The following is a 13393-nucleotide window of genomic DNA, read 5'->3' on the forward strand; positions in this document are numbered from 1 at the left end:
CTCACCTCCGATCCACCGAACCTACCGCGGTGGACGAGTGCCAGCCGAGGCGTCGCGAGATCGCCTCGCCCGCCGCGACGACGGACGCCGCGACCTGGTCGATCCTGCCCTCCAGCCGGAAGCCGGGACCCGACGCGCTGACCGAGGCGATCACGTGACCGCGCGAGTCGTACACCGGACCCGCGATCGCCGTCAGGCCGAGCTCTAGCTCGTTGACCGCCACCGCGTATCCGGTCTCCCGCACGGTCGCGAGCTGGCTCTCCAGCTGGCGCAACGACGAGACCGTGTGCTCGGTGAAGCGCTCCAACGGCGAGCGCACCACGTCGGACAGCCGGCGGTAGGAGTGGAAGGCCAGCAGCACCTTGCCGTTCGACGTGGCGTGCAACGGGATGCGCCTGCCGACCCAGTTGTGGATCTGCAGCGCGGACGGGCCTGCGGCCTGGTCGATGTACAGGGCGGCGCCGTCGGACATCACCGTCACGTTGACGGTCTCGCCGACCTCGACCGCGAGCCGCTGGGTCACCACCCGGCTCTCCTGCACCAGGTCGAGCTGCTTCTGGGTGGCGCCGGCGAGCCTGAGCAGGGCGACCCCGAGGCGGTACTTGCCCCGGTCGCTGTCCTGCTCGACGAGGCCGCGGCGTTCGAGCGTGTTCACGAGCCGGAACGCCGTGGACTTGTGCACCCCGAGCTCCGCCGCGATCTCGGTGACACCCACGTCGCCCTCGCGCGCCATGATCTCGAGGATCGTGACCGCGCGATCGACCGACTGCACGCCCGCGCTGTCCGCGCCGGTGTTGCCCATGCCGCAACCGTAGTGCACCTGACGCGACCGCGGAACGCCGAAGATCCGGCCGCCTGAGGCGACCGGATCCCCGGGTGCGTACCGGCGCGCGGTCAGGCCGGCGCAGCGGTCACGAGCTGCTGCTTCGGGATCGCCTTCTCCTTGTCAACGAACGGCTTCTCCACCACCACCGCGGGCACGCGGGCCGACGGCGTCTCGACCTCGAGCTGCGTGCCGAGCTCGGTGTGCTCGACGGAGACCATCGCCATGCCGATGTTCCGGTCGAGCGACGGCGAGTGGCAGGCCGAGGTGACCTTGCCGGCGAGCACGCCGTTGGCGTACAGGGGGAAGACGTCGATCATCGAGCCGTCGTTGTACGAACCGAGGCGGTCGCCACCGATCTCGAGGCCGACGATCTTGCGCTTCACGCCCTCGGCCTTGATCCGGGTGAGGGCCTCCTTGCCGATGAAGTCGGCCTCCTGGTCGACGTCGACCATCCAGTCGTAGCCCATGCCGACCTCGTACGGGTTGGTGTCGAACCACATGTCGGAACCGAAGGCGAGGATGCCGCCCTCGATCCGACGGATGTGGCAGGGCCCGATGACCTCGAGACCGTGCGGCCTGCCCGCCTCGAGCACCTTCGCCCAGAGGCGGTCGGCGTTGCCGTTCTTCGTCGCGTCGTAGAGGTAGATCTCGTAGCCGAGCTCGCTCGTGTACCCGGTGCGGGACACCAGCACGCGCAACCCGTCGATCTCGTAGCGACGCAGGTAGTAGTACGGCACCTCGCGGATGCTCTCACCGAACAGGTCGACCATCACGTCGATCGACTTCGGGCCCTGCACCTGCACGGGCGCAATGTCGACCTCCTTGATCTCCACGTTGAAGTTCGACCGGTACGCGACACCGCGTGCCCAGAGCTCGACGTCGCTGTCGGCGAGGGACAGCAGGAACCGGTTCTCCTCCAGCCGCAGCAGGACGGGGTCGTTGATGATCCCGCCGTCGGGCAGCGTGAGGAACACGTACTTGCACTGCTCGACGCGACACTTGCCGAGGTCACGGGGGATCAGCAGGTTGGTGAACTCGAACGCGTCGGGTCCGCTGATCTCGATCTGCCGCTCGACACCGACGTCCCACAGCGTCACGCCGTTCAGCAGGTGCCAGTACTCCTGCACGGGGTCGCCATAGTGCCGCGGGTGGTACGTGTGGTTGTAGACGCTGTACAGCTGCACCCCGTGCTGACGGGACGAGTAGAAATACGGCGACTTCCGGATACGCGAGTACTGCAGTACACCTGGATTCTCGTTCACCTGAGACAACGTGCTCACTCCTTCCTGCTACGGTGGAAATTCAGGGGTCGCGGACAGAACGTCCGACTGACTTATGGGGGCATTTCGAAACTGATGGCCAGCCGAGCGGCTTGACCTCTCTATCCTGGGAGCCTACCCTCATTATGTGGGATGTGGTCTCATGATGTAGAACTCTGAAGGGGGCCTTTCTTGCCGCCGCCAGCGACCGGCACGCAGGCCGTCGACCGGGCCGCCGAGCTGCTCAGCCTCGTCGTCGAGTCGACAGAACCGCGCAGCTTCACCGACCTCGTCCGGGAGACCGGCCTCGCGAAGTCGACCGCGTCCCGGCTGCTCCAGGCACTGGAGCGCCACGGTCTGTTGCTGCGCGACGACGCCGGGCAGTTCCGGCCCGGTGCCCAGTTCTCGCTGTACGCACTGCGCCACGAACCGACCGACGGGCTCGTCGACATCGCCGGCAAGACGCTGCGGCGCCTCGGTGAGGAGACCGGCGAGACCGTGAACCTCGCCGTCCCGCGCGCCGGCCTGGTCGTCGAGGTCGCGCAGATCGACTCCGCGTACCTGCTCGGCGCGACCAACTGGGTCGGCACCCACGTGCCCGCCCACTGCTCCGCCCAGGGCAAGGTGCTGTACGCGTACGGCGCGCTCGCACAGCCGGAGGAGCCGCTCGAACCACTCACGCCGCATACCATCACCGAGCCCTCGATGCTCGGGCGCGAGCTGCGTCAGGTGCGGCGACAGGGCTATGCGATCTCCAACGAGGAGCTCGAGGCGGGACTCGTCGCGGTCGCCGCCCCGATCAGGACCCGCGGCGCCGCGACGGTCGCGGCCATCGGTATCACGGGGCCATCGCCCCGCATGATCGACCGCACCGCGGCGCTCGGCCGGCTCCTCGTCGCCGAGGCTCGCCGGCTGTCGCGTCAGCTCGGCTACCGACCCGAACACGACTCCACCTCCTAGTGTTGGGCCTCGGCGAGCAGACGCTGCCGCCACCGCTCGGTCTCCGCCACCTGGTTGAACGTGAAGATATGCAGGCCGGCCACCGGCGTCTGCTGCCGCGCCAGCGCCGTGGTCGTACGGCGCAGGTACCGCTCGGGCGAATAGCCGCCGGGGCCTGCCATACGCAGGAACCAGCTCGGGTGCTTGCCGAGGAACCTCGTCGACTCCCCGACGCCGATCTTGGCGGCCATCGACACGAGCTTGGCGCGCTCGACCGGACCGGCCACCCCGAGGTAGAGGGGTAGCCCGACACCGCGTGCCCGCATCCGCTTGACCCAGCGCGCGACGACCGTGTGGTCGAAGCACAGGTTGCTGACGACGTAGGTCGCATGGCCGCGCTTGTCCCACATCGCCTGCACGACGATGTCGTCGGAGAGCGTCGGGTGCGACTCCGGGTACCCGGTGATGCCGACCTGCCGGAACGGGCGCCCGAGGTCGGTCAGCCGCCGGAGCACGTCGAGTGCCGCGGTGAACTCACCCACGGGTGGATCGGCGTCGCCCGCGGGGACGAACACGTCGGAGACGTTCGCCTCGCGCAGCCGCGCGACGAGGTCGGCGAGGTGGACGTCGTCCTCGACGAGCCTGGCCGACAGGTGCGGCACGACGTGGTAGCCGGCGAGCGCCAGCCTGGTCGCGACGTCGACCGTCGGGCCGAGGCCCTTGGTCGGCGACGCGGTCACGGCCACACTGACGTCGAGCGGCACGTGCGCGCGGATCGCCTCCTCGGCGGCGGCCGTGGGGATGATCTCGTACCTGGGCGCGGCGAGCAGCCCGGTGAGCACGGTGGGACGAACCAGCACACTGTTGCGCATCAGGCAACCAATCTCTCAATACGCAATATGTGGTGAGAGTAGCTCGGCCACCCGACGTCGACACCGGCGCGTTTCACTCAGTGCAACACCAATATGCGGTGCACCCTTAATCGCTGGCCCGCCCCTTTCACGTTGATCACGTTAACGTGATCAACGTGAACTTCACCTCGTCCGGGGACGAGGTGAAGTCCAGCTTCACGAGGTTAACGTGTTCAATCGGGACAGGGCGGGGACCGACCTACAGGTCGGCGGCGACCAGCTCGGCGATCTGCGCCGCGTTGAGTGCGGCGCCCTTGCGCAGGTTGTCGCCGCAGCAGAACATGTCGAGCGACCGCGGGTCGTCGAGCGCGCGGCGGATGCGGCCGACCCAGGTCGGGTCGGTGCCGGTGGCGTCGACGGGCGTCGGGAAGTCGCCGGCGGCCGGGTCGTCGCACACCACCACGCTGGGTGCGTCGGCGAGCACGCGGCGCACCTCGTCGACGTCGACCTCGTCGCGGAAGCCGGCGTGGATCGCGAGGGCGTGCGTGCGCATGACGGGCACCCGCACGCAGGTCGCGGACACGCGCAGGTCGGGACGGTCGAGGATCTTGCGCGACTCGTTGCGCACCTTGAGCTCCTCGGAGCTCCAGCCGTCGTCCTTCAGCGAGCCGGCCCACGGTACGACGTTGAGCGCCAGGGGCGCCGGGAACGGGCCGAGGTCGTCGCCGACGACGCGCCGGACGTCGCCGGGCGCGGTGCCGAGCGTACGGTCGCCGGCCACCTTCTCCAACTGCGAGTACAGCGTGTCGATGCCCTCCTGACCGGCACCCGACGCCGCCTGGTACGAGGCCACGACGAGGTCCTCGACGTGGTAACGGCGGTCGAGTGCGCCGATGACGACGATCATCGAGAGGGTGGTGCAGTTCGGCGTGCTGATGATGCCGAGCGGGCGGTCGGCCGCGGCGCTCCCGTTGACCTCGGGTACGACGAGAGGCACGTCGGGGTTCATCCGGAACGCACCGGACTTGTCGACGACGACGGCACCGCGCGAGGCCGCGATCGGCGCGTACTGCGCCGCCACCTCGTCGGGCACGTCGAACACCGCGACGTCGACACCGTCGAACACCTCGGGCGCGAGCGCCTCGACCTCGACCTCGACGCCGCGTACGTCGATGCGCCGGCCGGCGGACCTCGGCGAGGCGACCAGCCGGACGTCGCCCCAGACGTCGTCGCGCGTGGACACCAGGTCGACCATCACCGTGCCGACGGCACCGGTGGCCCCGATCAGCGCGAGAGTCGGCTTGCTCGCACTCTGTGTTCCCATGCGACCGCTCATCTGCCCGTTCCTCCGTAGACCACTGCCTCGACCTGGTCGGAGTCGAGGTCGAACGCGCTGTGCACGGCCGTGACCGCGTCGTTGACGTCGTCGCCGCGGACGATCACGGAGATGCGGATCTCCGAGGTCGAGATCATCTCGACGTTGACGCCGGCGTCGGCGATGGCCGCGAAGAACGCCGCCGACACGCCCGGATGGCTGCGCATGCCCGCGCCGACGAGCGACACCTTGCCGATCGCGTCGTCGTACAGCAGGCGCTCGAACCCGATCTGGTCCTTCACCTTGGCGAGGGCCTTCATCGCCGCATCACCGTCGGTCTCGGGCAGCGTGAACGACACGTCGGTGCGCCCGGTCGTGGCCTGTGAGACGTTCTGCACGATCATGTCGACGTTGATCGCCGCGCCCGCGACCGTGCGGAAGATCGCGGCGGCCTCGCCCGGCTTGTCGGGCACGCCGACGACCGTGACCTTCGCCTGGCTCCTGTCGTGTGCGACACCGGCGATGATGGCGTTCTCCATGTCGGCACCTCCTTCGGTGTCGGCGGACTTGTCTGCGACCCAGGTGCCCTCGCGCTGCGAGAACGACGACCGCACGTGGATCGGAATGCCGTACCTGCGCGCGTACTCGACGCAGCGCACTTGCAGGACCTTCGCGCCGGACGCGGCGAGCTCGAGCATCTCCTCGTACGCGACCCTGCCCAGCCGCCGCGCGGACGGCACGATGCGCGGGTCGGCGGTGAACACGCCGTCGACGTCGGTGTAGATCTCGCAGACGTCGGCGCCGAGCCCGACCGCGAGCGCGACGGCGGTCGTGTCGGACCCGCCGCGCCCGAGCGTGGTGACGTCCTTGCTGTCCTGGGACACCCCCTGGAAACCGGCGACGATCGGGATCGCGCCGGCCGCGAGCGCCTCGCTGATCCGACCCGGCGTGACGTCGACGATCCGCGCCTTGCCGTGGCTGCTGTCGGTGACCACGCCTGCCTGGCTACCGGTGTACGAGCGCGCCTCGAACCCGAGGTTGGCGATCGCCATCGCGACGAGCGCCATCGAGATGCGCTCGCCGGCGGTGAGGAGCATGTCGAGCTCGCGTCCGGGCGGGACAGGTGAGACCTGCTGGGCGAGGTCGGACAGCTCGTCGGTGGTGTCACCCATCGCGGACACCACGACGGCGACGTCGTTGCCGTCCCTGCGGGTGGCGACGATGCGCCGCGCGACCCGCTTGATGCCTTCGGCGTCGGCGACGGACGAGCCGCCGTACTTCTGAACGATCAGCAAGACGCGCACGCCTCCGCGGACAGGGACACCAGGAATCCCCAGTCTACGTACGGCACCAGGCGTCCCTCACCTGGAATACGCGTCTCGGCATCCGGACGCCGAGGCCCCTCGGTCAGAGGACGCCGACCTCGTCGGCGGCCTCCACCGTGAGGTCCTCCGCGACGTCGAGGCGCGCGTGCGCCACGACGGCCTGCAGGGCGCGCAGCGCCGCGCCCGCGTGGTTGCCCCAGTGGTTGAAGTAGGAGTACTGCCACCACCACAGCGCCTCGATGCGGTTGCCCTCCTCGTAGTGGCGCAACCCGTGGGTGAGGTCGGCGGCGATGTCGGCGAGGTCGTCGGACAGGCGGTACGCCTCGAGCTCCGGCTTCTTGGAGAAGGGGTCGAAGACCTCGACGTAGTCGTCGACGTCCGCCAGGCGGGCCGCGAGTCCCTGACGGAGCGCGTCGACGTCGCCCTCCAGCGCGTGGGGCGGCTCGATGTTGCCCTCGGGGACGACGTCCTCGTTGGCGCCGAGCTGCGCGCCGATGAACGAGATCTGCGACACCTCGAGCAGCAGGAAGGGCACCACGCCCTCCTCGCCGTCACCGAGCGCGACCCGTTCCAGGCCGTCGAGGTAGTTGGCGATGTGCTGCGCCACCTGGTCGGCGAACGCTTCGAGATCGGTAGTGCTCATGCGCGACCGCCTCCTCCCGCACCTCCGGCAGGTGTCGCGACAGCCACCGCGCTACGAGAGGTCGCATCGCGACCCCTACCTGCGGTGCGCTCGTCGAGCTCCATCGCTTCGGTACTCATCATCTCCCCCGTCCAACAGCAGCAAGATCACGGGCAGTCAGGTCACGAGCCATCGAGCTGCCTCCGTCCCTCGAACGCGCGACCGAGCGTGACCTCGTCCGCGTACTCCAAGTCGCCCCCGACCGGGAGGCCACTGGCGATCCTGGTGACCCGCAGCCCGAGAGGCTGAAGTACCTCACGATAGAGGTAGGTCGCCGTCGCCTCACCCTCCCAGTTCGGATCGGTGGCCAGCACCACCTCGGTGACCGCACCGGGCGTGAGCCGGTCGCGCAGTCCCGCGATCCGCAGGTTGTCGGGGCCGATGCCGTCGATCGGGCTGATCGCGCCGCCGAGCACGTGGTACTTCCCGCGGAACGCGCGGGTGCGTTCGATGGCGAGGACGTCCTTGGGCTCCTCGACCACGCAGATCACCTGGGTGTCGCGCCGCGCGTCGGTGCAGATGCGGCACTCCTCCTGCTCGGACACGTTGCCGCAGGTGCGGCAGAACCGCACCTTCTCGGTGAACGCGACGAGCACGTCGGCGAGCCGCCTGGTGTCGATCGGGTCGCCGGCGAGCATGTGGAACGCGATGCGCTGGGCGCTCTTCGGCCCGATGCCGGGCAGCCTGCCGAGCTCGTCGATGAGGTCCTGGATCGCGCCCTCGTACACGTGGAGTCTGCCCGAGCCCGCTCAGGCGCCGAGCATGCCGGTGCCCATGCCGCCGCCCAGCGCCTGGGCGAACGGACCGAGCCGCTGGGTCTGCAGCTCCTGGGCGTTGGCGGAGGCGTCGCGCACCGCGGCCACGACGAGGTCGGCCAGCGTCTCGGTGTCGTCGGGGTCGACGGCCTTGGGGTCGATGAGCAGCGCCTTGAGCTCACCCGTGCCCGACACGGTCGCCTTGACCAGCCCGCCGCCGGCGGAGCCGTCGACCTCGGCCTCGGCCAGCTCCTGCTGGACCTCCACCATCTGTTGCTGCATCTGCTGGGCCTGCTGCAGCAGCTCGTTCATGTCCGGGTTGCCTGGTATCACGGGCGCTCCTGCGTCTTCGATGGGTCACGCCGCCCGCCATGGGTCGACGACGTCCTCACGGGCGAGCCTACGACTCGTCAGGGCTCGTCGATGACCCGGGCGCCGAGCTCGCGTTCGAGCAGTGGGAGGCCGGTGAGGTCGCCGTCACCGGAGTCGGCGACCACGTCGTCGGTCTCCTCGTCGGGCAGGTCGGCGGGTGGGGTGGGGTCCGGCGGGACGGGGGGCTCGTCGCGTCGCGGTGCCGGCGCGGGCGTGGCGGCCGGCGAGGCCGCCGGGGCGTCGCCGCCCTGCGACGCGGGCGCGGGGCCGGAGCTCGCCTCGATCCGCCAGTCGACGCCGAGCACCTCGGCGAGTGCCTCGCGGAGCACGGTGTCGCAGCCGTTCTGCGCGAAGCCCTTGGCGTCGCCCTCGCGGGGGAAGACCAGGCGGAGCACGCCGCCCTCGGCGCCGGCCACCTGCGCCTTGCCGTCGAGCACCATCCAGGCGAACCTGCGCCTGGCCTTGACGGCCTCGAGCACCTCGGGCCAGAGCCGGCGCAGCTCACCGACGTCGGCGACGTCGCGTGCCCGCGCGTCGCCGGACGGCGCGACCGGGCTCGAGGCGGGGGTCGCCTCAGCGGGCGGTGGCGCGGAGGCCGCGGGCGCCGGCTCCTCGACAACGGGAGGCGCGGTCGGCACCTCGGGCGCCCGGGCCTCCGTGGGAGGCGTCGGGACGTCGGCGGGCGGAGCCTCGACCACCGGGTCGGGAGCCGGTGCCGGTGCCGGCGCCGGCGCCGGGGTGGACGGGACGGGCTCGGCGCGCGCAGGGGCCGGCGGCGCCTCGGACCCCGTGTCGGGCGCGGAGCCGACCATGCGCAGCCGGCGTTCCATCCGGTCGAGCCGGGCGGCGAGCGCGGCCTCGCCGCCGAGCGCCTCGGGCAACAGCAACCGGGCGCACATCAGCTCCAGCAACAGCCGGGGCGCGGTGGCCCCGCGCATCTCGGTGAGCGCGTCGCTCACGATGTCGGCGGCCCTGGTGAGCGCGGCGGCTCCCCCGCGGTCAGCCTGGCCGCGCATGCGCTCGAGCCGGTCGGGCGGCGCGTCGAGCAACCCGCGGTGCTCGACGTCGGGGACCGCGGCGAGGACGACGAGGTCGCGGAGGCGCTGCAGCAGGTCGGCGGCGAACCTGCGCGGGTCATGGCCGCTGGAGATCACCTGGTCGACGGTCTCGAAGACGGTAGCCCCGTCACCCGCGGCGAGGGCGTCGACGACCTGGTCGAGGAGGTTCTCGTCGGTGTAGCCGAGCAGCGCGACGGACTGCTTGTACGACACGCCCTCGGCGCCCGCGCCGGCGAGCAGCTGGTCGAGCACGGACAGGGCGTCGCGTGCGCTGCCGGCGCCCGCGCGTACGACCAGGGGCAGCACCGCGGACTCGACGGCGATGCCCTCGTCCTCGCACATCCGGGCGAGCAGCGACCGCAGCACCTGCGGCGCGATGAGCCGGAACGGGTAGTGGTGCGTGCGCGACCTGATCGTGCCGATGACCTTCTCCGGCTCGGTCGTGCAGAAGATCAGCTTGACGTGCTCGGGCGGCTCCTCGACGAGCTTGAGGAGGGCGTTGAAGCCGTCCTTGCTCACCATGTGCGCCTCGTCGATCACGTAGATCTTGAAGCGCGACGACACGGGCGCGAAGAACGCGCGCTCGCGCAGCTCGCGGGCGTCGTCGACCCCGCCGTGCGAGGCGGCGTCGATCTCGATCACGTCGATGCTGCCGGGGCCGTTGGGCGCGAGCGCGACGCAGGAGTCGCAGGTGCCGCACGGCTCGGGGGTGGGACCCTGAGCGCAGTTGAGCGAGCGGGCCAGCACGCGGGCGCAGGTCGTCTTGCCGCAGCCGCGCGGGCCGCTGAACAGGTAGGCATGGTGCACCCGGCCGTTGCGGATCGCCTGCTGGAGCGGCTCGGTCACATGCTCCTGGCCGACGACCTCGGCGAACGATCCGGGGCGGTACTTCCGGTACAACGCGAGGGACACGCCAGTGACCCTACCCCGCACCCCCGACACCCAGCAGGCCCGTTCCGCCACCGCCGGATCCAGCGCACGCCAGCGGCGAAACCGCCGACGTGTGAGCGAGGGACGAAGGACCGAAGCCCCCAACCAGAGGCATTCCACAGGGAGCCGGGAACGGGGGGTCCGGGGGCTCGGCCCCCGGGTAGATACGAGGCACCGGGGAAGGTGCGTCTGCCAGCACCGAACAAGGGCTGCCGGGACCCCTCACGCACCCGACAGAGCCTGCCGACCCTTGCTGCCTTCCGGCCCTGGGGGAGTTGAGCTGGGTGACGCCGCGTGAGGGGCCTGAAAGCAGGCTAACAGGTGGCCGGTACGCTCGGATCACACCGGGAGGATTCGCCTAGTGGCCTATGGCGCACGCTTGGAAAGCGTGTTGGGGGCAACCCCTCGAGAGTTCGAATCTCTCATCCTCCGCCAGCCTGACCAGGCAAAACGCACAGGGCCGGCCCGCTCGGGCCGGCCCTGCTTTCTGTGGGTAGTCTCAGTTGATCTCGATCAGGCCGGGATCCGACGCCTGTCGAACCATCATCGTCGCGTCATGAACGCCTGGTTCATGTCCAACCACGGCGCGCCCTTCGCGACGTCCTGGTCACTGGAGTACGACCCCGACGGCACGCCCCCGGCGCGGGCCGCGGCAGGCGTCATACTCACCCCCGTCGAGGGAGAAGACGACTGGTGGTTCCCCTGCTGCGCGGACTAACAACGGCGACCTCATCACGACTGACGACCGGGTTCACTGCACGGTGGATGTCGCGTCGCGGACTTCGCGCCAGCCGGGGTTTGTGAGCCACCGGTCGGCGATGTGGACCGTCGGCGAAATCTCGTTGCCGTCGTTCACGTCGCGGACCCGGGCGGCACCGTCCTCATCGTCCCGAAACCGCACGGAGCGGTGGGGGATCCGGTGCAGGGTCAAGGCAGTCCGCAACCTGATGCCAAACGGACATCCTGGCTTGAAGTACACGACCGGCTCTTCCATGTGACTTCCCCTTGATAGGAATCCCATCATAGCCTTACTATGACGAACATACTGGTACTGTGACGTGTGGCCGTCAAGGGATCGACCGGACATCGCCAGCGCCAGGCCGAAGCCACCAAGCGGGAGGTGGCACGCATCGCCCGGGCGCTGTTCGCAGAGCACGGCTACGTCGCCACCACGATCAGCACCATCTCCGCCGAGGCAGACATCCCGGTCCAGACGATCTACTCGGCCTTCGGATCGAAGGCGAAGATCCTCGACAAGATCACCGAGCTCTGGATGAGCGAGACTCAGACGACGTCACGTGCCGCCGCGTATCTAAACGAGCCAGACCCCGCCCGGCAGCTGAGGATGCTCGCCGAGCTCAACCGGCGCCAGATGGACGTCGGCTCCGACGTCGTCGTGATCTACCAGGAAGCGGCGGCGTCGGACCCGCAGATGGCCGAGACCCTGCGCAACGTCTTGGCCGCACGCGAGCGCGAGATCCGCAAGCTCATCGACGCCCTCGCCCCGCGGCTCCGCTCTGACCTCACGGTCGACTCGGCCCTCGACCTCACGCTGGCGCTCACCCTGCCCGAACTCTTTCACTTGCTCGTCGTCGAGCGGGGATGGAGCCCCCTCCGCTACGAGGCGTGGCTGGGAACCACCCTGGTCAGCCAACTCCTCCGAGACTGACCCGCGGCCGCACGTCGGGCGGCGATCATCGCCGCCCGCGAACTCGAGGTCGAACGCATCCGATCGGCAATGCAGCGAGCCCAGGAGCTCACCGATGGGGCCGGCGAAGCACTCGAAGCTGCTGCCGCAGGCTGAGAACCCTTCGTTGCAGGAGCCGCTGACCCCGAGCCAGACTGAAGGAGCACAAGTCGACCGATGCACCTGGAAGACGAGACCGCGCTGCTCGTCGACGGCCGGCTCGAACGCGCCGACGGCGCCGTCAACCTCGTTGCCGAACGGCTCACCCCGGTTGCACGTCGGGACACGGTCACGTGCCGCGATTTCCGGTAGAACCTCGTTACGCCTTGGTCTCAGTCTTGGTCTCATCCACCACCGTCCGGTGGCGTACGCCTCGTCCCGCAGTCCGACGATTCCTGCGAGTGAGTACACAGCGGAACGTCGGCGAACTACGCCGTGCGGACTTGGAAAGCGTGTTGGGGGCAACCCCTCGAGAGTTCGAATCTCTCATCCTCCGCCAGCCTGACCAGGCAAACGTCGAGGCCGACCCAAATGGGTTCATCGTCGCCACCAAGGCTGCGCCTAGCTGTTCAGGCTGCCGAATTCTCGGTGCGAGGAACGGGAGCTAAGAAGGTGGACGAGACCGGCCGCCTCGCTCTCAGGTAGGTCACACACTGCCGCTGTCGTACTAGACCTGTTTCGGTTGAGGATCGTCCTGCGGAAATTCGGTTGGGGCGCGGCTTGGCGCTTGGTTACCGTCGGCCACTGTGACCCATCCAGGCTTCGATTCGTACCTGATCTGCGCGACGCCACGCTCTGGAAGTACCCTGCTGTGCGGTCTGCTGGAGTCGTCCGGAGTCGCTGGCCGCCCAGCCTCCTACTTTAACCGTCGGGCTCTGCATGACTACGCCGACGATTGGCGGATAGCTCGACCTCGTGACGGACGGATCGACGAAGCGTACGTTCGAGCGGCGCTGGCCGCCGGCAAGACATCGAATGGTGTCTTCGGCGGAAGGATCATGGCCGAGACGCTGCCGGAACTGATCGGTGACCTTGCCGCCGATTCTGGATCAGCGGTGACCGATGTAGAGCTGTTGAGCGCCCAGTTGGGTCGGCTCAGATTCGTTCACCTGCGACGACGTGATGTCGTGGCCCAGGCGGTGTCGTGGGCGAAGGCGCTGCAAACCCACTATTGGCATCCGGGTGAGGCCGTCAAACCCGGAGGTCAACATCCTCACTATGACGAAGAACTGATTGGCCGGCTGGTCGCCGCAGAGCAATTGTCAATACCTGTGGATAGGTGTGTCATGCAGCTTGCTGCTGACTCGGTTGGTCGTCGGGTCGTTCGACGAGTTTGCCTTTCTTGAAGGTCGCTCCTGTTCGGACGAGGGCGACGAGGTGGGGTGCGTTGACGG

13 protein-coding genes, 1 tRNA gene and 1 other RNA gene are annotated in these 13393 nt (G+C 69.3%); 4 read left to right on the top strand and 11 right to left on the bottom strand.

What is annotated here, in order from left to right; translation table 11 throughout:
* Position 1: 1 nt before the first annotated feature.
* Entirely contained in the window at positions 2 to 802 is an 801-nt protein-coding gene (locus GEV10_13610; GenBank protein MQA79492.1) for a helix-turn-helix domain-containing protein, read from the bottom strand.
* A gap of 92 nt (positions 803 to 894) precedes the next feature.
* Entirely contained in the window at positions 895 to 2088 is a 1194-nt protein-coding gene (locus GEV10_13615) for a glycine cleavage system protein T (protein MQA79493.1), read from the bottom strand.
* Between the two features lie 189 nt (positions 2089 to 2277).
* Here GEV10_13615 and GEV10_13620 point away from each other — a divergent pair, with 189 nt between their 5' ends.
* Positions 2278 to 3045: a helix-turn-helix domain-containing protein gene (locus GEV10_13620; protein MQA79494.1), complete on the top strand. Its 768-nt coding sequence runs from the start codon at positions 2278 to 2280 to the stop codon at positions 3043 to 3045.
* Here the strand turns inward: GEV10_13620 and GEV10_13625 are convergent.
* The 8 genes from GEV10_13625 to ffs form a co-directional block, all read right to left on the bottom strand.
* Positions 3042 to 3896 (bottom strand): 5,10-methylenetetrahydrofolate reductase, encoded by an 855-nt coding sequence (locus tag GEV10_13625; GenBank protein MQA79495.1) that lies wholly within the window; start codon positions 3894 to 3896, stop codon positions 3042 to 3044. The genes GEV10_13620 and GEV10_13625 overlap by 4 nt on opposite strands.
* Positions 3897 to 4134: 238 nt before the next feature.
* A complete protein-coding gene (locus tag GEV10_13630; GenBank protein ID MQA79496.1) occupies positions 4135 to 5199 on the bottom strand; it encodes an aspartate-semialdehyde dehydrogenase in 1065 nt (354 codons plus the stop codon).
* Between the two features lie 8 nt (positions 5200 to 5207).
* The gene (locus GEV10_13635) at positions 5208 to 6482 is read right to left on the bottom strand and encodes an aspartate kinase (protein MQA79497.1); all 1275 of its coding nucleotides are present in this window, start codon (positions 6480 to 6482) and stop codon (positions 5208 to 5210) included.
* 115 nt (positions 6483 to 6597) lie between these two features.
* Positions 6598 to 7158: a DUF5063 domain-containing protein gene (locus tag GEV10_13640; GenBank protein MQA79498.1), complete on the bottom strand. Its 561-nt coding sequence runs from the start codon at positions 7156 to 7158 to the stop codon at positions 6598 to 6600.
* A 161-nt stretch (positions 7159 to 7319) separates the two neighbouring features.
* A complete protein-coding gene (gene recR / locus GEV10_13645; protein ID MQA79499.1) occupies positions 7320 to 7925 on the bottom strand; it encodes a recombination protein RecR in 606 nt (201 codons plus the stop codon).
* A gap of 21 nt (positions 7926 to 7946) precedes the next feature.
* Positions 7947 to 8285 carry a YbaB/EbfC family nucleoid-associated protein gene (locus tag GEV10_13650; GenBank protein MQA79500.1) on the bottom strand — a complete coding sequence of 113 codons (339 nt, stop codon included), beginning with the start codon at positions 8283 to 8285 and terminating at the stop codon, positions 7947 to 7949.
* Positions 8286 to 8362: 77 nt separating this feature from the next.
* Positions 8363 to 10294 (bottom strand): DNA polymerase III subunit gamma and tau, encoded by a 1932-nt coding sequence (locus GEV10_13655; GenBank protein ID MQA79501.1) that lies wholly within the window; start codon positions 10292 to 10294, stop codon positions 8363 to 8365.
* Positions 10295 to 10522: 228 nt separating this feature from the next.
* Positions 10523 to 10619, bottom strand: an RNA gene (gene ffs, locus GEV10_13660) — signal recognition particle sRNA small type.
* Between the two features lie 40 nt (positions 10620 to 10659).
* Between ffs and GEV10_13665 the strand changes: the two genes are divergently transcribed.
* Positions 10660 to 10747, top strand: a tRNA-Ser gene (locus tag GEV10_13665).
* Between the two features lie 316 nt (positions 10748 to 11063).
* On the opposite strand, the gene GEV10_13670 is transcribed toward GEV10_13665, so the two are convergent.
* Positions 11064 to 11336, bottom strand: coding sequence for an NrdH-redoxin (locus GEV10_13670; GenBank protein ID MQA79502.1), 273 nt, complete (start codon positions 11334 to 11336; stop codon positions 11064 to 11066).
* Positions 11337 to 11372: 36 nt separating this feature from the next.
* On the opposite strand from GEV10_13670, the gene GEV10_13675 reads away from it, so the two are divergent.
* The gene (locus tag GEV10_13675; protein ID MQA79503.1) at positions 11373 to 11981 is read left to right on the top strand and encodes a TetR family transcriptional regulator; all 609 of its coding nucleotides are present in this window, start codon (positions 11373 to 11375) and stop codon (positions 11979 to 11981) included.
* A 764-nt stretch (positions 11982 to 12745) separates the two neighbouring features.
* Positions 12746 to 13345 carry a hypothetical protein gene (locus tag GEV10_13680; GenBank protein ID MQA79504.1) on the top strand — a complete coding sequence of 200 codons (600 nt, stop codon included), beginning with the start codon at positions 12746 to 12748 and terminating at the stop codon, positions 13343 to 13345.
* Positions 13346 to 13393 lie beyond the last annotated feature (48 nt).

Source organism: Streptosporangiales bacterium, from assembly GCA_009379955.1.
Taxonomy (GTDB): domain Bacteria; phylum Actinomycetota; class Actinomycetes; order Streptosporangiales; family WHST01; genus WHST01.

Coding starts and splice junctions, on each gene's coding strand:
- GEV10_13610 (MQA79492.1), bottom strand. CDS start 802: ATGGGCAACACCGGCGCGGACAGCGCGGGCGTGCAGTCGGTCGATCGC.
- GEV10_13625 (MQA79495.1), bottom strand. CDS start 3,896: ATGCGCAACAGTGTGCTGGTTCGTCCCACCGTGCTCACCGGGCTGCTC.
- GEV10_13630 (MQA79496.1), bottom strand. CDS start 5,199: ATGGGAACACAGAGTGCGAGCAAGCCGACTCTCGCGCTGATCGGGGCC.
- GEV10_13640 (MQA79498.1), bottom strand. CDS start 7,158: ATGAGCACTACCGATCTCGAAGCGTTCGCCGACCAGGTGGCGCAGCAC.
- GEV10_13670 (MQA79502.1), bottom strand. CDS start 11,336: ATGATGGGATTCCTATCAAGGGGAAGTCACATGGAAGAGCCGGTCGTG.